General features: G+C 65.6%; 17 protein-coding genes. 4 read left to right on the top strand and 13 right to left on the bottom strand.

Annotated features, from left to right (window positions below; all coding sequences use genetic code 11):
* Positions 1–38: 38 nt before the first annotated feature.
* Positions 39–1,451: a glycoside hydrolase family 28 protein gene (locus GW587_RS18325; RefSeq protein ID WP_166105848.1), complete on the top strand. Its 1,413-nt coding sequence runs from the start codon at positions 39–41 to the stop codon at positions 1,449–1,451.
* Positions 1,452–1,494: 43 nt separating this feature from the next.
* Positions 1,495–4,458 (top strand): sensor histidine kinase, encoded by a 2,964-nt coding sequence (locus GW587_RS18320; protein ID WP_166105846.1) that lies wholly within the window; start codon positions 1,495–1,497, stop codon positions 4,456–4,458.
* 3 nt (positions 4,459–4,461) lie between these two features.
* Here GW587_RS18320 and GW587_RS18315 read toward each other — a convergent pair whose 3' ends face one another.
* Positions 4,462–5,406, bottom strand: coding sequence for a LysR family transcriptional regulator (locus GW587_RS18315; RefSeq protein ID WP_166105844.1), 945 nt, complete (start codon positions 5,404–5,406; stop codon positions 4,462–4,464).
* A gap of 161 nt (positions 5,407–5,567) precedes the next feature.
* On the opposite strand from GW587_RS18315, the gene GW587_RS18310 reads away from it, so the two are divergent.
* Positions 5,568–6,197, top strand: a complete 630-nt coding sequence (locus GW587_RS18310) for a response regulator (RefSeq protein WP_229259528.1) — start codon at positions 5,568–5,570, stop codon at positions 6,195–6,197.
* A 326-nt stretch (positions 6,198–6,523) separates the two neighbouring features.
* On the opposite strand, the gene GW587_RS31045 is transcribed toward GW587_RS18310, so the two are convergent.
* The 5 genes from GW587_RS31045 to GW587_RS18295 form a co-directional block, all read right to left on the bottom strand.
* Positions 6,524–6,922 (bottom strand): alpha-L-arabinofuranosidase C-terminal domain-containing protein, encoded by a 399-nt coding sequence (locus GW587_RS31045; RefSeq protein WP_207393552.1) that lies wholly within the window; start codon positions 6,920–6,922, stop codon positions 6,524–6,526.
* The gene (locus GW587_RS31660) at positions 6,913–7,101 is read right to left on the bottom strand and encodes an alpha-L-arabinofuranosidase C-terminal domain-containing protein (RefSeq protein ID WP_371875622.1); all 189 of its coding nucleotides are present in this window, start codon (positions 7,099–7,101) and stop codon (positions 6,913–6,915) included. The genes GW587_RS31045 and GW587_RS31660 overlap by 10 nt, the downstream gene beginning before the upstream one ends.
* Before the next feature lie 3 nt (positions 7,102–7,104).
* Positions 7,105–7,503, bottom strand: coding sequence for a hypothetical protein (locus GW587_RS31035; protein ID WP_207393550.1), 399 nt, complete (start codon positions 7,501–7,503; stop codon positions 7,105–7,107).
* A gap of 196 nt (positions 7,504–7,699) precedes the next feature.
* Entirely contained in the window at positions 7,700–7,921 is a 222-nt protein-coding gene (locus tag GW587_RS31875) for a transposase (RefSeq protein WP_371875614.1), read from the bottom strand.
* Positions 7,912–8,514 (bottom strand): transposase, encoded by a 603-nt coding sequence (locus GW587_RS18295; RefSeq protein WP_166105840.1) that lies wholly within the window; start codon positions 8,512–8,514, stop codon positions 7,912–7,914. The genes GW587_RS31875 and GW587_RS18295 overlap by 10 nt, the downstream gene beginning before the upstream one ends.
* Before the next feature lie 271 nt (positions 8,515–8,785).
* Between GW587_RS18295 and GW587_RS18290 the strand changes: the two genes are divergently transcribed.
* The gene (locus GW587_RS18290) at positions 8,786–9,571 is read left to right on the top strand and encodes a hypothetical protein (RefSeq protein WP_166105838.1); all 786 of its coding nucleotides are present in this window, start codon (positions 8,786–8,788) and stop codon (positions 9,569–9,571) included.
* 67 nt (positions 9,572–9,638) lie between these two features.
* Here GW587_RS18290 and GW587_RS18285 read toward each other — a convergent pair whose 3' ends face one another.
* The 7 genes from GW587_RS18285 to GW587_RS18255 all read right to left on the bottom strand — a co-directional run bounded on the left by GW587_RS18285 (position 9,639) and on the right by GW587_RS18255 (position 22,650).
* Positions 9,639–12,662 carry a glycosyl hydrolase family 28-related protein gene (locus GW587_RS18285; protein ID WP_229259527.1) on the bottom strand — a complete coding sequence of 1,008 codons (3,024 nt, stop codon included), beginning with the start codon at positions 12,660–12,662 and terminating at the stop codon, positions 9,639–9,641.
* Positions 12,663–12,680: 18 nt separating this feature from the next.
* Positions 12,681–13,988 (bottom strand): GntT/GntP/DsdX family permease, encoded by a 1,308-nt coding sequence (locus GW587_RS18280; RefSeq protein ID WP_166105836.1) that lies wholly within the window; start codon positions 13,986–13,988, stop codon positions 12,681–12,683.
* A gap of 13 nt (positions 13,989–14,001) precedes the next feature.
* On the bottom strand, positions 14,002–16,962 hold the full coding sequence (locus tag GW587_RS18275) for a TonB-dependent receptor domain-containing protein (RefSeq protein ID WP_166105835.1): 2,961 nt from the start codon (positions 16,960–16,962) through the stop codon (positions 14,002–14,004).
* A gap of 200 nt (positions 16,963–17,162) precedes the next feature.
* Positions 17,163–19,748 carry a glycoside hydrolase family 3 C-terminal domain-containing protein gene (locus GW587_RS18270; RefSeq protein WP_166105833.1) on the bottom strand — a complete coding sequence of 862 codons (2,586 nt, stop codon included), beginning with the start codon at positions 19,746–19,748 and terminating at the stop codon, positions 17,163–17,165.
* Positions 19,749–19,827: 79 nt separating this feature from the next.
* Complete coding sequence (locus tag GW587_RS18265) at positions 19,828–20,640, bottom strand: APH(3')-I family aminoglycoside O-phosphotransferase (RefSeq protein WP_166105832.1); 813 nt, start codon at positions 20,638–20,640, stop codon at positions 19,828–19,830.
* 9 nt (positions 20,641–20,649) lie between these two features.
* Positions 20,650–21,783 carry an NAD(P)/FAD-dependent oxidoreductase gene (locus GW587_RS18260; protein ID WP_166105830.1) on the bottom strand — a complete coding sequence of 378 codons (1,134 nt, stop codon included), beginning with the start codon at positions 21,781–21,783 and terminating at the stop codon, positions 20,650–20,652.
* Between the two features lie 147 nt (positions 21,784–21,930).
* Positions 21,931–22,650, bottom strand: coding sequence for a helix-turn-helix domain-containing protein (locus tag GW587_RS18255; protein WP_166105828.1), 720 nt, complete (start codon positions 22,648–22,650; stop codon positions 21,931–21,933).
* Positions 22,651–22,700: the final 50 nt, after the last annotated feature.

Genomic DNA, 22,700 nt, shown 5'->3' with positions numbered 1-22,700 from the left:
TCGGACTCTTTTTTTACATGTGACACAGGAAAAAATCCATGGCTACCATCTCCCTCTCCCGCAGAAAGGCCGTGCTGGCCGGTTTGGCGGCGCCGCTGCTGGTCGGCTGCGCGCCGCTGCGGGCGCCTGCGGCGAACAAACTGAGCTACAAACGGGTCCGCGCCACGGCGCCTTTCGACATGCCCGGCATCGACGTGCCGGATTTCTCGTCCAGCCCGAGCTTCCTCATCACCGACTTCGGCGCCGTGCAGGGCGACCTGCGCAAGACCAGCGCGGCGATCGCGCAGGCGATCGCGGCCGCCAATCAGGCCGGGGCCGGCATCGTGGTGGTCCCGGCCGGGGTCTGGCTGACCGGCAAAATACATTTGAAGAGCAACGTCAACCTGCATGTCGCGCGCGGCGCGACCTTGCTGTTTTCCGAGCGCCCTGAAGAGTATCTGCCGGCGGTCTTCACCAGCTGGGAGGGTCTGGAGTGCTACAACTACTCGCCACTGGTGTACGCCTACGACTGCGACAACGTGGCGCTCACCGGCGAGGGCACGCTGACCGCCAAGCTCGACGTCTGGAAAATCTGGTACGCGCGTCCCAAGCCGCACATGGACGCGCTGGTGCGCCTGTATCACATGGCCGCCAAAAGCGTTCCGGTGGGCGAGCGCCGGATGGTCGGCGACAACGCGAACCTGCGGCCGCAGTTCGTGCAGTTCAACCGCTGCCGCAATGTGCTGATCGAAGACATCAGCATCGTCGACAGCCCGTTCTGGGTGCTGCATCCGTATCTGTGCCGCGACGTCGTCATCCGCCGCGTCAAGATCACGGCGAACGGCCACAACAACGACGGCGTCGATCCGGAGATGAGCCAGAACGTGTTGATCGAGGACTGCGTCTTCGACCAGGGCGACGATGCGATCTCGGTCAAGTCCGGACGCGACCAGGATGCCTGGCGCATCGGCATGCCTTCGCGGAATATCGTCATGCGCAACTGCCGGATCAAGAACGGCCATCAGCTGATGGCGATCGGCAGCGAGCTGTCGGGCGGCGTGGAAAACGTCTTCGTCGACAACTGCCATTTCGATCAGGAGAACTCCACCCGGCGCAGCGAAATCAACAACATCCTGTTCGTCAAGACCAACGAGCGGCGCGGCGGCTACGTCAAGAACATCTTCGTCTCCAACGTCAGCGCCACCCGGATCGCCGGCGGCGCGCTCAGCGTCGAGACCGATGTGCTCTACCAGTGGCGCGACCTGGTGCCGACCTACGAACGCCGCCTGACGCCGATCGAGGGTCTGCATGTCAGCAATATCGAGATCGGCGAGGCGGCCTTCGTCTGCCGCATCAAGGCGGAGAAGGACATGCCCGTGAAGAATGTCTCGCTCGCCAACATCAAAGTGACGAAGCTGCTGGAACAAGCGATACGCACCGATAACGTCGAGGGATTCATCAACAACGCTTGAGGAGGTGAAGTAAAATAGCTTTTTGATCACAGAGGACCGGTACATGTCCAAGCGTTTGAGAAGGCTGACGGTTGGACTGGTGCTGACGCTATGGTGCCAATGCGCGCTGGCGCTGAATCCGGCCATCAAGCTCGGCAATCTCAACCACGCCAGCTGGAGCGAGAAGGACGGCATCCCCTCCGACGTCCGCTGCATGGCGCAGACCGTCGACGGCTGGCTGTGGCTCGGCACCACCGACGGCTTGTACCGTTTCGACGGCATCAGCTTCGAACGCGTGCCGCTCAAGTCCAGCCGCATCAATTCCCTGAGCGCGCTGGCCAACGGCGATCTGCTGATCGCCTTCGTGTGGGACGGCCTGATCGCGCTGCATCCCGACGGCAGCACCACCGAACTGGCCGGCAATGAAGACACCTACCGCATGGGCAACTTCAGCGGCATGATGGCCGACCGCGAGGGTGCGATCTGGGCGGTCAGCATGAAGGGGCTGTTCCGCCACCGCAAGGGCCAGTGGGAAAACATCGGCAGCAGCCCGGACTGGGCAACGCTGGCCTCCCAGGTGCTGGTCGACCAGTACGACCGGGTCTGGTACGCCGACGGGCAAGGGTTGTACCGCTACGACCGCAACAGCGGGAAATTGATGCGGATGCCGGATCGCGGCAAGCGCGGGCCGCTGATCCAGTCCCCGGACGGCCGCATCTGGACCAGCGCCGACGGCACGCTGTATCCGGTGGCGGCGCCGGCGGCCGGCGCCGCCCTGCCGCGTTCGCCGGAGTTCAACCACCTGCAATCCCGCTCCTCCGGACAATTCGACCGCGACGGCAATTTCTGGGCGCCGCATTGTCCGCGCGGCCTGTGCCGCATCGCGCGCGCCGGCGACTTGCCCAGCCAGCCGATCAACGTCGCCGGGCTGGCGACCGACCGCCTGGATCAAAGCTGGCAGCTGAGCGCCATGCCGACCACGGAAGTCATGGAAGACCGCGAAGGCAATATCTGGGTGATGACCGCGTCCGGCCTGGACCGCTTCCGCGAAAACAAGCTGCTGCCCTTGCCGCTGGCCGCGCCCTCGGTGATCTCCACCATGGTCAAGGACAGCGAAGGCCGGCTGTGGATGCGCGAAGAGGAGCACAACCGGCTCTGGCATCTCGCGGAGGACGGCACGGCGGTGGCCGATCCCCGGCGCGACGTCAGCGCGCTCATCACCGACCGCGACGGCGCCTTGCTGCTGGCGGGAAAACGCGACATCGAACGGATTTACCAGGGCCGCTCCAGCCGCATTCCCCTGCCCGCGCCGGGCGGCAAGCCGGCCGACCTGCACGTGCTCGGCATCACCGACGACGGCAAGGTGCTGTGGATGGCCTCGGCCCAGACCGGCCTGATGGGCCGGGTCAACGGCGAGTGGAAGCCGCGCTCGGCGTTCAAGCTGCCCAAGCGCATCAATATGACGGCGGCGGGCGGCACCGGACAGATGTGGCTGAGCCACAGCGACGGTTTCCTCAGCCTGTACGACAACGACAAGCTGACCCGCTACGACATCGGCATGGTGGGCCAGGAATCGGGCATCTTCCCCGGGCCGCAGATGGTGATCGGCGGCGACCGCGGCATCGCCGTGCTGCGCGGCCAGAAATTCGAAGCGCTGGCGCCGCATGATGCGGAAGTCCTGCGCAACGTGACCGGCATGGCGATCACGCCGGAAGGCGACCGCTGGCTCAACGGCGCGCGCGGCGTGGTGCACATCCGCCGCGATGCGTGGGAAGCGTCGGTGCGCCAGCCGTCCACGCCGCTGGTGTACGAGGTGATCGACGCGCTGGAAGGCTATCCGGGCCGGGCCGCGATCGTCAACCGCCTGCCCTCGGTGTTCAACGCCGGCAACGGCCAACTATGGTTCCGCGCCACCGGCGGCACGGTGCGGCTGGACACCAAGGCGCTGCGGCCCAATACGGTCAAGCCCACGGTGCGGCTGCTGCGCGTGAACACGGACGCCGGCAGCCATCCCGCCGGCGGCCGGCTGCTGTTGCCGCCGGATTCGCGCAACTTCAATATCCAGTACACGGCGCCGGGATTGCGCAAGCCGGAGGCGATTCGCTTCCAGTACCAATTGCAGGGCGTCGACCAGCAATGGCAGGACGCCGGCACGCGCCGCGCCGCCTACTACAACAACATCGAGCCCGGCCGCTACGTGTTCCAGGCGCGCGCGGTGAACGAAGACGGCATCGTCAGCGACGCCGTCGCCGCGATGGAACTGGAGGTCGCCCCCACCGTGACGCAAACCTGGTGGTTCAAGCTGGCCTGCGTCGGCGCCGGCCTGCTGGTCCTGTACAGCGTGTATAAATACCGGCTGAAGAACGCCACCGACGCCATCTCGCACCAGTTGCAGGTGCGCCAGGACGAACGGGAACGCATCGCGCGCACCTTGCACGACACCATCCTGCAAACGGTGCAGGCGCTGATTCTGCATGTGCACCATGTCGCGCTCAAGCTGCCGGGAGGCAGCGAGCCGCGCGAGCGGCTGGAGAAAATCCTGCAGAACGCCGACCATGCGATCGATGAGGGGCGGCGCCAGGTGCAACAGCTGCGCAACGGTCCCGATATCGAGCAATGCCTGACCCGCACCGGCGAGATGCTGTCGGCCATCTACACCGGCACCGCCTTCACGCTGGCGGTGAGCGGCAAGCGCCACGCGCTGGAGCCGAGCATCCTGGAGGATATGTGCGCGATCGGCCAGGAGGCGATGCACAACGCCTTCCAGCACGCGCAGGCCAGCGCGGTCATGGTCAGCCTGGACTACGGCAGCGCCGTGCTGGTGCTGCGCGTGGTCGACAACGGACGCGGCATCGACGACGCCGAAGTGGCGGACCGCATCAAGGCGCAGCACTGGGGCATCATCGGCCTGCGCGAGCGCGCCCTGCGCATCGGCGCCCGATTGAGCATCAGCGGCAAGAGCGGCAAGGGCACGACGATGGAGCTGACGCTCAACAATAACCTGGCTTACTTCGAGGCCCTGGCCTAGGGCTCACGCGCAGATCAATTCATGCTTGCGCTCTTGCATGGCCTGGCCGGCGTTGAGCGAGGCATGCGTGCGCAGGTGCTCGACCAGCAGGTCGATGAATTTGCGCACCTTGGATGCGCCGAACTTGTTCCCCCGGTGCAGCACGTACACCGGCAGCGGCGCCTCTTCGTAATTCGCCAGGATGAGCTGGAGGCGGCCGTCGCCGACCTCGTTGCCCACCTGGCATGACAGCAGCCGGCATATCCCCAGGCCGGCCACCGCCGCGTCGATCGCCGCCTCGCTGCTGGTGATGGTCAGGCGCGGCTTGATGCGCACCACGGTGGGATCATCCTGCGCGCCGAACTTCCACTCGACACGCGGCGACACGCCGCTGGCCGCGATCATCGTGTGCCGCAGCAAGTCCGCCGGGTGCAGCGGCAGGCCGTTCCGCGCCAGGTAGCCGGGCGAGGCGCACAACACCGGCCGCACCTGCCCCACCCTGAGCGCCTTCAGGCTGGAGTCCGGCTGGTGGCCGATGCGCACCGCCACATCCATCCCCTCCTCCACCAGATTCACCACCCGGTCCAGGAAATACGCCGACACCTCCACTTCCGGATAGCGGTTGAGGAATTTGACGATGCACGGCATGATGAAGTCCTTGCCGAACGCGTCGGACGCCGCCACCGACAAATTCCCCTTCAGCTCGGAGTTGACGGCGGCGGCGGCCTCGTTCGCGTCGGCGATGCTGGCCAGGATGCCGCGGCAGTCGTCGAGGTAGCGGGTGCCGGCCTCGGTCAGCCGGACGTTGCGGGTCGTGCGCAACAGTAATTCCACGCCCAGCTGATCCTCCAGCCCCGAGATGGCGCGGGTGACGGCCGCCGGGGACAGATCGAGCCGGCGCGCGGCCGCCGCAAAGCTCTTGCCCTCGCCGACACTGACAAACACATTCATTAGGTGAATCTGATCCATGGCCTGCTCCTGACGAGATACCTTACAGTCCGCACATGATTGTGCGGAGATCATTATTCCGCACAAAATATCGGGCAACAATGCACTTTCGGGTTACACCCCATAGAGTGATGCCGGCCCGGGCGGCGAATGGTAAAGTTGCGGGGAAAGGATGGGACGATATGAAAAGAGACCTGCCGATTAGCGTGATGATCGCCGACGATCACCCCCTGCTGCGCAGCGGAATCGCCGCCGTGCTGGCGTCCGATCCGCGCTTCTGCGTGGTGGCCGAGGCGAACGACGGCGCCGCCGCCGTGGAACTGTTCCAGCAGCGCCGGCCCAGCGTCACGCTGATGGATCTGCAAATGCCCGGCGTCAACGGCATCGAGGCGACCAAGGCCATACGCCATCTCGATCCGCAGGCGCTGATCATCATTCTGTCGACCTTCGACGGCGATGTGCAGGTGACCCGCAGCCTGCAGGCGGGCGCCAGCGGCTACATCCTCAAGAACCTGGCCCGCACCGATCTGAGCGACTACATCATCGCCATTCATGCCGGCAAGCGCGAGTTGCCGCCGCAGGTGGCCTGCAGCCTGGCCCGCAGCTTCCAGTCCGACTCGCTGAGCAAGCGGGAAATCGAAGTGCTGCGGCTGGTCGCCGGCGGCAGGTCGAACCAGCGCGTGGGCATCGAACTCGGCTTGCGCGAGGACACCATCAAGGCCCACATGAAAACGATCTTGATGAAACTCGACGCCCGCGACCGCACCCACGCGGTGATGAAAGCCTTGCGGCGGGGATACTGGGAGAGTTGAGGCTACGCCAATCACATCGTCGGGAACGGCACCAGCGGCGGCGGCTGTCGGCCGCCAGCAGTATTTCGCCGTGGTGGCCGGGGCGGAAATCAAAATATGGCGAGCATGCCATCTCGCCGTCGTGCTTCGCAAATCTGTTTGGTAGTGGCAACCGCAACGCTTGGAAAGCCGTGTGCCTGCGCGTGCCGGGAACTGATACCTGGCTGCTGGCCGATGTCTGCCGCGCGGCGCGCAACGCAAGCGCCGTGCCCGGCAGCACATACCCGCCGATCAGCGATGATCCTTTTCTAAGGATGGAAGTCAGAACACCACCTCGCCCACCAGCCTTATTGGCTCACGGCGATCACCGCCAACGGGCGCGGCGCCAGCGTCAGCACCGGCTTGCCGCGCACCAGCTTGACGTCCAGCGCGGCCGGCGTCACCACGTCCGGCGCGGCGAAGGTGTTGACGCTGTCGGCACGCGGCGCGGACAACACCTGGCCCGACACCTCGCTCACCGCCCCACCCTTGACCGCCAGCGCGATCTCCAACGGAAGGTTGTAGTCGATGTTGGTCAGCGCGACCCACAACTTGCCGCTGGCGTCGCGCGCCGCCATCGCATCCACGCGCGGCATCGCGTGCTTGCCGTGGCGGTAGGTGCCGGCGCTGAAGCTGGCCGGCACCAGCGTCGCGTCCTGGAACGGCAGATACATGCGGAACACGTGATAGGTCGGCGTCAGCACCATCTTCTCCTGGTCGGTCGGATCATCGCCTGCAGCACGTTGATCATCTGCGCGATGTTGGCCATCCGCACCCGCGCCGCGCGGCGCGCGAAGATGTTCAGGTTGAGCGCGGCGACGATGGCGTCGCGCTGCGAATTCTGCTGCATCGGGAAGCCCGGATCGGTGCCCGGCGTCGGCGCCAGCCACTAGCCCCATTCATCGACCACCAGCGCCACCTTCTTCTGCGGATCGTAGCGGTCCATGATGGCCGCATGCTTGCGGATCAGTCCATCCATGCCCAGCGTCTGCTGGATGAAGCGGGCATACTCCGCTTCGCCGAAGCGGGTGGCCTTGACCGACGGCGGCCAGCCGTTCAGCGTGTTCGAGTGCAGCGACAAACCGTCGATGTTCCAGCTCCACACCTTGTTCTTCCAGGCGCGCATGATGGTCTCGGTGTACTCGGTCTTGGCGCCGTCCGGCCCGACCGCGATCTGCCGCATCTGCTGATGCGGATTGTAGTCGCGGCTGAAGCGCCGCCACCACATCGTTGCGGATGCCGCGCGTGTTGGGGATGGTGGAATCGCCGCCGACCCGGACGCCGCCATACACGCCGTGGCCCAAATGCTCGGCGAACCGGCCGAAGATATGCCGGTCGAAGGTGGGACCGGCGGCGCCGGCGGCGATGCTGGACGGTGACCTGTTCCGCCGCGGCGGCGGTCACCGCCACCGACAGCGCCAGGCACCCTACGAGCTGAAGTATTTTTTTCATCACAGGATACGGTTGATCGTTAAAAAAAAGGTTCATCGCGGATTACCGGGAAACGCGGCTTTGATCTTCAGGAAGAAGAAATCAGAGTCGCGATACCCATAGGCCATGCACTTCATAACCTTGATACGGTTATTGATACCTTCGAGCTGCCCGATATGCATGGGCCAGCGCATGCGGGGGAGGATGCCCCTCCAGTACAATTTAAGGCGTTTGGCAAAGCGGACCAGTGGCTCAATGGCACTGCTCAATGCCATGTTCTGCCACGCGCGCCAGCACCGTGGAGCCGTCGGCTGCCAGAGTTCCTCAAGCTCGCCCTCATCACGTGGACTGCCATCAAAGCTTGGTTTGCTGCTAATAGCTCGGCAAGTTTGGGCGCTTGTTCCGCCGGCACATTGGCTGGGCTGCGCAGCAACAGCCAACCTGCCCGCTTCACATATGGACTGCTGGTCTTGTCGTGCCGCAGCCGGTTCGCCGCATCCACCCGTACCCGGTCAATCACCTCGCGGCCATATTTGGCGATGACATGGAACAGGTCATAGACAACTTTGGCCTTCCGACAATGGCGCTTCACCTCCAGATCGAACGCCGTATGCTCGCTCCAGCGCGCCGCGAATTCGGCCGAGCGACGCGTTACCCGCGCATGGCGGTCCAGCCGGCTAATACGTTGGATACAGCAACGGCAGCAATTTGCACAGCGCAGGCGGCTAACCTGTACATGCAGAAATACCGCCATGCCGGCCATCGGCAAGTCACGCACGAGGCGGCAACAAGCTTCATGGATGCTGGCCCCCTGGGCGTCACAATGCGAGCAAATCAGCGGGCACGCCGGATCGGCAATCAGGCGCAATAATCCGCGATGAACCTTTTTTTGGAGGGGGGAGGAGTATATGTGGAAGGGGTGTCGTTTTTTCGGTTTTCTCTAAAGCTTACGATTTCATGCTTACTTGAGATAACCGCCGATATTTCATCAGAGTGGCCACTAATTGGGGAACTAAACGGCGATATCTGGCTCTAACGTTTATAGGCTGTAGAACTTTTAGTAAGCGGTAGCGTGCGGTAGTAATGCTTCGCAGTGGTTATCAGCACCTAGTAAAAACCGATTTTCAGGAGCCCCCACCATGTGTACTGACCTTCCTTTCGCTTTCCCCATTCGTGTTCCAGACAATTTGCTGGTGGAATTCGGGAAATTCACCGGCCTTCATTGGAACGACACGTTCTCGATGGAGCCCTTCGTCTGCGAAGCGCTCCGCAACTACATGAATCCCGCGCCTGCCGCTCAGGAGCAAGCGGTGGCGCCGACCGAGTCCGGCTACCAATGGAAGGAGGTGTTTCTGCCGGAGGGAACCAGGCTGCGCGCGAGCTTCGATCGCAAGCAGTACTTCGCCGTGGTGGCGGGCGCGGAAATCAAATACGGCGAGCACGCCATCTCGCCGTCGTGCTTTGCGAATTTGTTCGGCAGCGGCAACCGCAACGCGTGGAAAGCCGTGTGGCTGCGCCTGCCGGGAAGCACTGAATGGTTGCTGGCCGATGTCTGCCGCTCGGCGCGCAAAGCCGCGATCGCGCGCCTGATGGCAGGCGATGCGGACCAGGGAGGCCAATCGATGCCAGCCGTTCCGGCTGGGCCGCAAGATGCCTGCAAACAGCCGGACAAACAAACCGCCAGCCAGCAAGGCAAACACCCGCCGCCGCGCCGAACAGATGCCAAGCGAGCCGGTGACGGCGCAGTCGCCAGAGCGGTAGCGCAACCCCCATTGCGCCGATCCCGGCCGGAACCAGGCGAAGTCGATCCAAGTGGAGCGGCGGGTGCGACGCATGGCAATCAGGTTCAACGCAAAAAAGCCTCGGGACGCAGTGCGCGCCGCAAGCGCCGCGCGGGCAGGAAAATTCCCGCCGATCCGCGATGAACCCAAAAAAAACCGCTACGCCGGATGGCGAGCGGCGAACGGCCTCGGGGAGGCCGGGGAGCACATGTCAGATGCGCGTCGAGAACAGCGCGTGATGCGTCAGGATGTACAGCGTGCGCCGGTCCGGGCCGCCGAAGATCAGCTGCAACGGACGCGCCGGCACGTCGATGCGGCCGCTCTGCTTGCCGTCGGCGCCGTAGATGAAGACCTGGCCGTTGGCCACGTACACCTTGCCGTCTGGACCCAGCGCCGCGCTTTCGCCGCCACGGTCGGCCACCTGTTTCAGATCGGTGATCGCGCCGCCCTCGCCCACCAGTCCGCTGAAGGTCAGATTGCGCGAGCTGTTGGTGAACACCACCCGCTGGCCCAACCGTCCGTAGACGAAGCCGTGGGTGTCGAGCGTGTCCGACCAGCGGTGGCCCAGATGGTCGAGCGAACCGTGGCGGGTGACGCGGAACGCCGGCAGCACCAGGCTGCCGTCCGGCGAGACGTACTCGCGCCGCTTCGGCGTCGCCGCGTCGCGCGCGAACATCTCCGCCAGCGTGGTGAACTCGTAGGTGTCGAAGTTCAGCTGGTCCTGGAACTCGCCGTTGTTCCAGTAGTTCACCGGCAGCGCGATGCGGGCCTTGGCGTTCGCCGCCAGCGGCGTCGGCTTGATCAGCGAGATCACGGCGCCCGGCGCGTCCGGCTTGAGCGCGTACACGCTGCCTTCCTTGCCGCTGGACGACAACACCATCAGATTGTCGCTGCCGTCCACCGCCAGGTTGACCGGATCCACCGGAAAATCGCTGACCGTCTTCAAGCCCGCGCCCTGCGCGTAGCTGAAGATGCGCTGGAAGTGGCGGTCGATGAAGTACAGTTTGCCCTTCGAATCGACGGCGCCGCCGGCGATGGAGTAAAAGCCCTCTTCCAGCTTGGTTACCTTGGCCGGCGGCGCGGACGGGGCGGTGTGCTGCTTGCCGCTGTAGTCCAACACCGAGAACATGCGCTCGCGTACTTCCAGCCGGTTGGTGACGTCGGTGATCGCGTTCTCGTAGGCGTACTTGGAGGCGCGCACGTCGGCCACGCACCCCTGCTCGTCGCAGGTGGGGAAGCCGCTCTCGCCGTTGACGGCGACGTTGCGGAAGCGGATGTCGCTCGAATTGGTCAGCTTGACGGCGGTCGGCGCCGGCTTCATCGAGCGGGTCACGCGGTAGGCGTGATAATTGGCCAGCAGGATGTTCTTCGAGTTGCGGATATCCAGCGACACCGAGTCGGCGCCGTCGCGCACTTCTTCCTCGGTCTGCGGCGCGTAGAACGACCAGTTCTCCACGCCGTCGAGCACGATCTCGTTGCGGATGTGGTGCTCGGCCGAGAGCTCATACACGCGGCCCGGGGTCCGGGTGTCGGTCACCAGGAAGGCGGCCTGCGCGTGCCCGGCCGGCGACCAGACGCCGGTGAAGGTGCCGCCACCGTTGTCGGTCACCCAGATGCTCGGGTATTGGCGATCCCACCAATCGGAGGTGTCGAAGCGCTCGCCCTTGCGGTACGGGTCGGTGGACGAGCCGTAGCCCCACTGGATGCGGATGTCGTCCACCAGCGATTGCTCGCCGGCGCGCCACAGCAGCGCCACCGCGCGCGGATTGACTTCGCCGGTGGCCAGGCCAAGCCCGGTCACGATGGCGTCCCCGCCGCGCGCGCTTTCCAGCAGCGCCTTCGGCGTGTCGGTGCCCTGGTACAGCGGCGAGCCGTTCGGCAGCACCAGCCGGGTCAGGCCCGGGTGCAGCGAGATCAGCACCGTGTCCGGCTTCAGGCGGATGGTGTCGTTGACCGCGTAGAAGCCCAGCGGCAGATAGACCACGCGGCGGCTGTCGATCGCCTTCTGGATCGCGGCGGTGTCGTCGCTGACGCCGTCGCCCTTGGCGCCGAAGGCGCGCACGCTGGCCCAGTCGCCGGTCGGCGGCAATGCCCGCATCACGCGCTGCGCGCCGCCGTTGGCCGCCCCCGCCACGGCGCGGTAGTTGGTGTCGAAGCGCCCCGGCTCCCCCAGCCCCGGCAGCTTCAACCCATGGTTGAACTCCGCCACCTGATACTCGCCCCCCTTGCCCGCCAGCTGCTTGCCGCTGTCGCGGAAGTGCGCAAACACCGGCACATTGCGCGCGCTGATGCGCTCGAACCCCACCTGCGTATAGACATTGTTCTCATTGCTGATGACAACCGCCGCCCTGGAGACGTTCTCGAAGCGCACATCATGCCCCCACAACCAATCGCCATACCCCCGATCGATCTCGATGCCGACCGGCGTATTGCGAATCTCGGTATTGGCCAAGGTCAGCGCCGCCTCATGCTCGCGGATGGCCGCATCGCGCTGGCCATCGAACACCGAATCGAGCAGCGTGAACTGCCAGGCCGGCGACGTCTTCTCCGCCAGGATACCGTAGCGCCCGCCGTAGAAGCGCAGGTTGTAAGCGATATTGCCGACCTGATAAACGCCCGCCAACCCGGACCCCATATGAAAATCGATGTGCGACAAATTGGAATGCTGCGCGGTATGCATGCGCACCCCGCTGGCCGCCGGATTGCCGTCGCCGACCTCGAAGTCGACGTTGGACAACGCCGAGTAGAACGTCGACGAGTTCGCGTCCCGCACCGCCTTGCCCGACTCGGTGCTGAACGGCACCGCGCTCGGCACCGGCATCGCCACCTTGCCGATGTTGTAGGTGTCGGTGCCGGTGAAGATCACCATATTGGCCACGCCCTTCTGGAAGCCGGGCGTATTAGCCGCCAGCAGCAGCACCGGCCGCGTCTTGCCGACGCCATAGACCCGCACCGCGATCGGGACCAGGATGCTGCGGCTGATGCGATACCGGCCCGACGGCAGGAACACCAGCCCGCCCGCTCCCTTGTTCGCGGCGTCGTCGATGGCGCGCTGGATGGCGTCGCTGTCGTCGGCCACGCCATCGCCCTTGGCGCGCACGGTCACCGCGCGCGGATCGTCCGGCGCGCTTTGATACGCCGAGATGGACGGCGGCGCGGCCGCCTGGACCACGACGGCGTGCGCGCCGAACATGGCTAGCGCCAACCAGCGCAATCTGGTAAATAATTTATACAATATAGTCTCCAAAATTCTTTAGACAAACAGCGACAGCAGCAGCACGAAGACGATGCCGAAGCTGCCGACCAGGGTTTCCATCAGCGTCCATGAACGGAAGGTATCCTTCAGCGACAGGCCGAAATACTCCTTGAACATCCAGAAGGCCGAGTCGTTGACGTGGCTGAACATCAGGCTGCCCGCGCCGACCGCCAGCACCATCAGGTTGGGATCGACGCCCGAGGTTTGCGCCAGCGGCCCGACCACGCCCGCCGCCGTCACACCGGCCACGGTCGCCGATCCGAGGCAGACCCGGATCAGGGTCGCCACCGCCCAGCCCAGCAACAGCGGCGGCACCGGCAGGCTGGCCAGCTGCGTGCCGAGCTGGGCGCTGACGCCGGATTCGGTCAGCACCTGCTTCAGCCCGCCGGCGCCGGCGATGATCAGCAGGATGGGCGCGATCTCGCGCAGCGCCTCCTGCGCCGAGCCCATCACCTGCGGCAGGCTCTGCCCCCGGTTCAGGCCCAGCGTATAGATCGCCACCACGTACGACACCAGCATCACCACCATCGGATTGGCGTAGAACGCCAGCGCGTGGCTCAGCTCGGGCCGCAGCAGGGTGATCAAGGTCAGCGCGCCCAGCAGGGCCACCGGCAACAGCGCGGTGAAGAAGCTGGCGAAGGTACCCGGCAACTCATGATCCGGCTTAGGCTCTCCACGGAAGATGGCGGCCGGTTGGGCGCGGATGTTCTTCAGCGTCATGGCGAAGATCGGACCGGCGATGATCAGCGTCGGGATCGCCACCAACATGCCGTACAGCAGCGTCTTGCCCATGTCCGCGTGCACCGCCGCCACCAGCGCGGTGGGCGACGGATGCGGCGGCAGGAAGCCGTGCGCGATCGACAGGCCGGCCAGCAAGGGCATGCCGAGCGCCACCGCCGGCCGTCCCGACTGGTACACCAGCGAGAAGATCAGCGGAATCATCAGCACGAAGCCGACGTTGTAGTACAGCGGCAGGCCGACCACGAAACCGGTGACGGTCATGGCGATCGGCATCCGGCCCGGTCCCAGCGTGCCGATCAGGCTGACGGCGATGCGGCGCGCCGCGCCGCTGTCGGCGATCAGCTTGCCGAACACGGCGCCCAGGCAGATCACCACCACCAGCGAGCCGAGCAAATCGCCGATGCCCTTCTCGATGGCGCCGGGAATCTTCGCCAGCGGCATGCCGAGCATCAGGGCGGCGACCATGGCCGCCACCACGAACGCCAGAAGGGGCTGAACCTTGCCCCAGGCGATCATGATGGTCAGCAGGCCGACCGCCAGCAGTACGGAAAATAAACTCCACACAGCCGGCGCTCCCTTAATAGTTCACGCGGACGCCGACGCGGTAGGTACGGCCCACCGAGTCATACACAGCGGGATTGAGGGCGAGGCTCAGATTGGTTTGCGGCACCAGCACCGGCGCGCGGTCGGCCAGGTTGTCGACCTTGAAGTAGGCCGATACCTGTTTCGATACGTTGTAGGTGCCGCCCAGATCGAAGTACACCGCGCCGGGCATGTGGTTGTCGAAGATGGTCGGATGCGCCGCCGTCGGCAACGGGCAGTTGGTCTGGCACTCGATGTATTCGTTATTGAACACGCCGGCGCCGATCCAGCGCTCGGTCAAGGTCAGGCCCAGCTTGTTGCCCAGCAGGCCATCCCACGACTGCGACACCAGCGCCTTCCACTTCGGCGTGGCGCCCGTCATGGCGCCAGCGCCTTCGATCGGGGTGGTGCCCGGCACGCCTGGATCGGAGATCGAATGAATCATGCGCGAGGCCAGGCCGCGCAGCGTCACGCTGCCCGGCAAGCCGTAGTCGTTCATGTTCTTGCGATAGGCCAGCTCGAAATCGACGCCGCGCGTGTGCAGCGACGCGAAGTTGAAGCTCTGCGCCAGCACATAGTTGGTGCCGGTCGGACCGTTGATCGAGACCGCCGAGCACACCGCCTGGTTGCCGCCGTAGCACAGGTCGACTTCCTGCTGCGCGCTCAGCGAGCTGATCACGTTCTGCACCTTGATGTCGTAGTAGTCGACCGAGAAGTTGAAGTTGCGCGCCCAGCTCGGCTGGCTCAGCACCAGGCCGAACGAGTTGTTGCGCGCGTCCTCCGTCCTCAGCGCCGGGTTGCCGACGTTGCGCTGCTGGATCTGCACCGAGGTGCCGGTGTTGTTGTTGACCGCCTGGTTGGTCACCGTGGTCGCCGCATACAGCTCGGACAGATTCGGCGCGCGCACATCCTTCGAGCTGACCGCGCGCAGGCGCAGGCCGTCGATCGGGGTCTTCCAGGTGGCGCCGAGCTTCCAGGCGCGCGCCTTGCCGGCGGTGCTGTACTTCTCCTCGCGGTCGGCGATGTTGAGGTTGGCTTCACCCAGCGTGTCAGACTTCAGGAACGGGATGTTGAGTTCGACATACGCTTCCTTGACGTTGAACGCACCCTTGCCGTTGTGGTAGTTGCCCGCGAACCAGTTGTCACCGGTGACCGACAAGGTCGGATCGGCAGGATAGGCGGGCGTGTACGGCGACTCGTAGGCCACGCCGGCGCCGTACGGATCGCCGAACACCGAGTAATCCTCGCGCCGCCATTCGGCGCCGAACGCGATCGAGATCGGACCGGCCCACCCCTGCGCCAGTTCGCCATTGATGTTAGCGCTAACAACATTCTGCGTCGAATCGGTGTGCTGCATCGGCCCGTTGCTCGGCGCGATGTAGTTCCATCCGGCCATGTTGATCGGCACGTTGCCGAAGATATTGATCGGCTGGCAGCCGGCGGCGCGGGCGGCGACGCTGCGGCAGACGATCAGGCCGTTGGCGTCCTTGATCGCGTCGATGGCGAAGTTGTAGCGCGGATTGAGCGTGATGTCCTGCACGTGGATCACGGTCTTGTTCTCGCCGTGCTCGGCGTAGGCGTCGTACGACCAGTCCTTGCCGAACAGCGTGAACTTGCCGTCGGCGCCGACCACCACGCGGCGCTGGGTGCGGGTCGGATGCACGTTGATGTTGGCCGGGAACTCACCGTTGGAGGTGCCGACCGACATCAGACCGCTCGGATAGCCGGAGACGCAACCGGCCGCCACCGACGCCGGCAGATAGGCGTTGTCGCACTTGATCGATAGATTGCCCTGCTTGGCCGCGCCAGGATTCGGCGAGAACACCGAGGTGACCTGCGCCCAGTTGCCGGTGACGTAGATTTCATTGTCGGCGTCGAGATCCCACGACACGCGGCTGTAGGCCACTTGTCGCTTGAAGTTCATCGCCAGGTTGGTGCCGGCGCCGACGCTGCCGTCGCGGTCACCGCCGATGCAGAAGTTGCCGACGCAATCGGTGCCGTACTGGAACGGATACGGCGTGCCGCCGGGACCGAAGGCCGTGCCTTTGAGCGGACCGTTGACGATCAGGCCGTACTTGGCGTACTGGATGTGCTGCGCGTTGACGATGCTCTTGTAGCGCGGCGCGCCGGCGGCCTGCATCTCCTTGGTCGACTCCTGCAGGGCCGGATTGTTGTACCAGGTGCGTCCGCCCGCGCCCACCTGGCCGAAGCCGGGCGAGTCGATGCCGTTCTGCTTGGTGAATTCGCCGCTGACGGTCACATGCAGGCGGTCGTCGGCGAAGCCCTTGCCCCAGGCGGCCTGCAGCGTGCCGCTCTTGTCGTCGTGGTATTTGGTCTCGCCGCCGGCGATGTTGGCCTTGAAGCCTTCGAATTTCTTGTCGGTGATGAAGTTGACCACGCCGCCGATCGCGTCCGAACCGTAGGACGCCGAGGCGCCGCCGGTGACCACGTCGACGCGCTTGACCAGCAGCTGCGGGAACTGGCTGACGTCGGTGACGCCGGTGACGTTGGCGCCGACCACGCGCTGGCCGTCGAGCAGCGTCAGTGTGCGCAGCGTGCCCAGGCCGCGCAGGCTCAGCGAGCTCAGGCCCTGGATGCCGCTGGAGGTGCTGAAGGTGTTGGTGGTGCGGCCGGTGCTGCCCTGCAACGCCGGCAGTTCGATCAGCGATTCGAAGATGTTGGGTTTGGCGGCCTTGTCGAGGTCGGCGGACGACAGGGTCGTGGTGGGCGTCGGCTGCGAGAAGCCGCGCGCGGCGATGCGCGAGCCGGACACGACGACGGTCTTGACCGCCTCGTCGGCCTCCGGCGCGGCGGCGACCGGTGCGGCGACCGGTGCGGCGGCGGGCGCGGCGGCGGCGTCGGTCGGCGCTTGCTGGGCGTGGGCGGACATCGCCAGGATGCCGCAGGCGCTGGCCACGGCGAGGTTGATTATGCTGCGCTGAAATGGTGTCTGCATGGTGAAATCTCCTGTTATTTTATTTAAGAGCGGCGTCGTCCGGCGGTGAGCCGGCGCGCTGATGCTTCTGGGTGCTACGGGGTATGTGGGCGGTCTTCCTCCAAATGATGTTAGCGTTAACAAATAATCTCACCGATTCGCGCGTTTAAGGTTGCCGTTTAACCACAGGCAGCCATCGGTGTTGAGAATTGCAGTGGCGGCTAGCGCCCGAGTTCCAATGTCGCGCCCTGGTTCAGCACCAGTTGCGCCTGCTGTCCCGCCACGCCGGTGCCCGGCTGGCCGGAGCCGACGCTGACGCCGTACTGTCCCGGCGTCAGCTGCCGCACACCATCGCGGCTGACGAAACTCAGGTCGCGCGGCGACAGGCGGAAGCTGATGCGGCGCTGCTCGCCCGCCTTCAGCGTCACCCGCTGGAAACCGCGCAGCGCCAATCGTGGCGCGCCCTCGGACTGCGGCGGCGTCAGGTACAGCTGCGCCACCTCGTCGCCGTCGCGCCCGCCGGTGTTGCTGATCTCGGTGCTGACCTCGACTCCGTTTTCCGCCGCGGCGTCCAATGGCACGATCCGCAACGGCGTATAGCGGAAGCTGGTGTAGCTCAGGCCGGCGCCGAAGGGATATACCGGCGTGCCGGTGTAGTAACGATAGGTTCGGCCGCGCATGCCGTAGTCGTCGAACGGCGGCAGGTCCGCCAGGCTGCGGTAGAAGGTCAGCGGCAAGCGCCCGCCCGGATCTGCGCGGCCGGTCAGGACATTGGCGACCGCCAGCCCACCCGCCTGCCCGGGATACCAGGCTTCCAGGATGGCCGAGGCGTTGTCCCTGGCCCACGACAGATCGAGCGCGCTGCCGTTCATCAGCACCACCACCAGCGGCTTGCCCAGCGCCTTGGCGCGCTCCAGCAGGCGCCGCTGGTCGGCGGGCAGGTCCAGCGACGTCTTGTCGCCGCCGGCGAAGCCGTCGACCTTCAGCGCCATCTCCTCGCCTTCCAGGTCCGAGGTCAGGCCGACCACGGCCACGATGGCGTCGGCATTGGCGGTCCGCTGCCGGAGCTCGGCGTCGGCGTCGGCCGCGATGCGTTTCCAAAACAGGCCGGGCACGCCGCTGTTGCCGCTTTCCGCCTCGAAGCGCAGCGGGTAGCGTTGTCCCTTCTCCAGCCGCACGTCACGCAGTTGCAGCGGTTCGGCCCATTGCGAATACGCGCTGGCTTCCACAAGGCGCTCGGCGCCGGAGCTCAGCGCGCCCTTCACGCCGCTGACGCCCAGCCGGTACAAGCCGGTCTCCGGCGCCAGCAGGTAACCGCTCCAGACGATCTTGTGATGGTCCGCCACCGCCTTGAATTCCAGCCCGCGCGACGCCATCCCCGGTTCGACGCGGGTCACGGCCGGCTTGCCGTCGTACTGCTCGCCGTTGCGGTTATAGTACTCGGCGCGCAGGCCCGGTCGGCCGTCCGGCGTGCGCAGCGCGGTCGCCGGCACCGGGTCGCCGTCGGTGATCGACGGGCCGGCCGGCACCAGCGTGATCTGCGCCTTCGGCAGCAACTGGCGCAGGCCGTCCACCACCGACACCGGCGGCGCCGACAAGGTCGACGAATAATTACCGCGCAGGACGCGGGTGGCGTCGGCCAGCGGGCCGATCACGGCCAGCTTCAGGCCGGGCTTGAACGGCAGCACGCCATCGTTCTTCAGCATCACCAGGCTGCGGGTCGCCGCCTGCAGCGCCAGCGCCTGGTGCGCCGGCGTGCCGATCGCGCTGACCGGCACCGCCTTGCGCTCGCGCTGCGGCAGGCCGGCCAGGTCGCCGTTGCGGTAGCGCGCCGAGAACAGCCGCACCAGCGCCTGGTCGATGTCGCCCATGCCGATCAGGCCGCGCTGCCAGGCTTCGCGATAGCGCGCGCCCAGGCCCGGGGTCTCGTTCAGCGTCCTGGTGTTGCACTCGTTGTCGGTGCCGGCCTTCAGCGCCACCGCCACGGCGGCGGCGGGATCGGGCGCGTACTTGTGCTGCTCCGCGATATCGGTCACCGCATCGCAGTCGGACACCACATAGCCCTTGAAACCCCAGGCGCCGCGCAGATGCTGCTTCATCAGCAGATCGCTGCCGCAGGCCGGCTGGCCGTTGATGCGGTTGTAGGCGCACATGATCGAGCCGGCCCTGGCGTCGACGATCGCCGCGCGGAAGGCCGGCAGATAGGTGTCTTCCAGATCGTGCGCGGAGACGAACACATCGGCCGTGTGGCGGGTGGACTCCGGGCCGCTGTGCACCGCGAAGTGCTTGGGCGTGGCGACCACGTCCGGCAGGTCCGGGTTCGGCCCCTGCATGCCGCGAATGAAGGCGACGCCCAGCGCCGCCGTCAGGTGCGGATCTTCGCCATAGGTTTCCTGGCCCCTTCCCCAGCGCGGGTCGCGGAAGATATTGATGTTGGGCGACCATGTGTCCAGGCCGGTGCCGATGCGGCCCAGGTGGCCGGTCTCGCGTCCCAGCGTGTGCAGCGCGCGCACTTCGACGCTGATCGCAGCGGCCACCTGTTGCAGCAAGGGCGCGTCGAAGCTGGCGGCAAGGCCGATCGGTTCGGGGAAATTGGTGGTGGGCAGCGGCCCGAGCGCGCCGTGCAGCGACTCGGTCCACCAGTTGTATGCTGGAACGCCGAGACGCGGCAAGGCCGGCGCCACGTTCAGCAGTTGATCGATTTTTTCGTCCAGCGACATTTGCGCGACCAGTCCGCGCGCCAGCGCTTCGGCCTCGGCCTGCGGATCGGCGCCATGGGCGGCCAGCGGAAACACGGCCGCCACCATGAGCGCACCGACCGCCGCTCGCACCAATAACTTATTTGTCGCCGCCGATACCACAATCGATATCGCAGGAGCCGACGAATTAAAACAATTCGTCCAGCATCAGGTGGAATTGCAGCTTGCGTTGGTCAAGTGTGTCGATGCCGTATTGCGTGAAGAATCGCTGTTGGAGTGAAGCGTCGAACTCGCCGAGGCAATTCCACATGATGGCCAGGTCCTGGTAACGATCGGCGATGCCGACCCGCCCGGCATCGATGCAGCCGACCATTTCCCCGTCGCGGAGAAACAGATTGTCCAGCGAATAGTCGCCATGCGTGACGACCGGGTCGGGCACAAGCGGCAGCAGGCGCTGCATGGCGTCCCATACCTGTTCGGCGGTCCAGCCGTCCCGCGCTTCATCGAAGTCGTCTTCGTCAACCAGACCTGCATCGATTCGTGCCCGGGCGACCGCCAGCCGGAGGGTATGATCGGCGCTGAATGGGCATGCGCTGACTGGAATCGCGTGCAGCCGGCGCAGGAACGCCGCGAGCGCATCGACAACGGCGACGGACATTTCTGGACGTGCCGTCAAAAGCTGATACGCCGATTGGCCCGCCATCGCCGTCATCAATAGCCAGGCTTCATTGTGCGTGCGATGGAATTGTACGACCGTCGGCGCGCCGACATGTTGCGCCAGCCACCGCAGTCTCGACTCCTCCTGGCCGATGTCGTCGGCAACAGCGTCCCGGCCGTGCTTCAGAAATAACTCCGGCGCGGCAGGCTTGCCGTGCAGCCGATACACTGCGGCGCCGGATTCGCCAACCGTGTCGCGCGCCCATGCATATTCGGCCAGCACGGCGGCCAGGCTCGGCGGGGCCGGAATGGCGGTGCAAGCTCGTTCTCGATTTATTTGCATTACTCCCCCTCAGGGTTGGAAGCGCGCGGGACTGATCAGCGCCGGATCGAAGCCGAACGCGCTCATCCCGGCGGGGATGCCCTGCTCCAGCAGCACTGAAGCATAACAGCGCCCCGCACCCGGCGCCGACTGGATGCCGTAGCCGCCCTGCGCGGCGGCCCAGAAGAAACCCGGCAACTTGCTGTCGAAACCGCCCACCAGCTCGCCGTCGGCCACGAAGCTGCGCAAACCCGCCCACACGTGGCTCGGACGGCGGATGCGCAATGTCGTCAGGCGCTCGATGTTGTCGATCGCGATCGCGATGTCGAGATCCTCCGCCTGCACGTCGTGCGGCGGCGCCGGATCGGCGTTGCAGGGCGAGCCGAGCAGCATGCCGGCGTCCGGCTTGATGTAGAAGGATTCGAGCACGTCGAGGAACAGCGGCCAGTGGGCGCTGGCGATGTGCTCCGGCGGCGCGAAGATGAAGGCCGAGCGGCGCTTCGGCACCAGTCCCACCGGATCGGCGCCGGCCAGGCGCGCCACCTCGTCGGCCCAGGCGCCGGCCGCGTTCACCACCACCGGTGCCTGGTAGCTGCCCTTGGCGGTGGCCACGGTCCAGACGCCGGCGCTGTGCCGCATGCCGGTCACGGCGGCATCGTTGACCGTCAGGCCGCCGTGCCGCCGGGCGCCGCGCAGGAAGCCCTGCAACAGGGCGTCGACGTCGATGTCGGCGGCATCCTTTTCCAGCACGCCGCCGATCACCTCACCAGGCCGCAACACCGGCAGGAATGCCAGCGCGGACTGCGCGTCCAGCCGCTCCACCATCGACGAGGTCAGGCGCGCCGACGCCTCGTGTGCGTCGAGTTCCCGCTCCTGGCCGGGTCCCGCGAACACGAACGCGCCGCGCGGCGACATCAGTGCCTGGTCGCAGAACCCGGCCGGGGGATTCCTGAAGAAGTCCAGGCTGGCCCGGGTCAGCGCCCGCACCTGCGCCGGCCCATAGCTTTCCATGAACAACGCCGCAGACCGTCCGGTGCTGTGATAGCCCGGCTGGGCCTCGCCTTCCAGCACGATGACGCGCGCCTGCTGCGACAGCCAGTAGGCGACCGACGCGCCGCCTATGCCTGCGCCGATGACGATGAAGTCTGCAGTCTTGTGACCCATGGAATTCCCATATTTTCAAATTAAGAAAATTATTCTGTACATGAAAGATATGCGACTGCGAACGCGCAGGCAAGGACTTTATGCTTATAATTTCCGAATTAGAAAATTTTTCCACATTGGTCAGGACGACCGTGCGGGATGGGCGACTTACTTCCTGGCTTTTTTCCGGGCGGGCGCGGCGGGCGCCTCGGCGGCGGGTGCCGTTTCGGCCGCCGGCTGGTCGGCCAGCGACCCGAACATCACTTCGGAATTCGGCTCGTCGGAGGTGCAGACCGAGAGTATCCGGCACGGCGCGTCGCCGACCGCGATGTAGGCGTGCGCCATGCCGCTGTCGAAGTAGATGGAATCGCCGGTCTGCAGCCGCGCCGGCGCGTACAGGTCGGTGTACAGGTCGACCGTGCCTTCGAGGACGACGGCGAACTCCTCGCCGGGATGGCGGATCATCTCGCCGAACTCGGCCAGCGAGCGCGCGTGGATCTGGGCGAAGATGGGCACCGAGCGTTTGTTCAGCAAGTCGGCCGCAGGGTACAGGTGCGAATAGTTGGGGGTGTCGATGGCGTAGCCGGTGCCGCGCCGGTTGATGCTCCTGCGTCCGGTCGATGCGCGCGGCGGCGTTTTTTCAGCCGCCGGCGCGCCGCTGAACAACTCGGAGATGTCGATGTCGAGCGCGGTGCAGATGCGCAGCAGCTTGTCGTAGCTGAGCGACATCTTGTTGTTTTCGATCTTGGAGATGGTGGACATCGGCATGCCGCTCTTCTCGCCCGCCTCGATCAGCGTCATGCCGCGTTCCTTACGGATCCGCTTGAGCGATTCGCCCAGGTTTCCGTCCCGTTCCGCTCCGTGATTGATCGCGCGCTTTGTCGCCATGCTAGTCCTCTCAAGAACCGCTATTATAGATCGGGCTTGCGGAAATTGAA

This window comes from Duganella aceris, from assembly GCF_011090165.1.
GTDB classification, from domain to species: domain Bacteria; phylum Pseudomonadota; class Gammaproteobacteria; order Burkholderiales; family Burkholderiaceae_D; genus Rugamonas; species Rugamonas aceris.
This window is presented reverse-complemented; position numbering and strand designations above follow the sequence as displayed.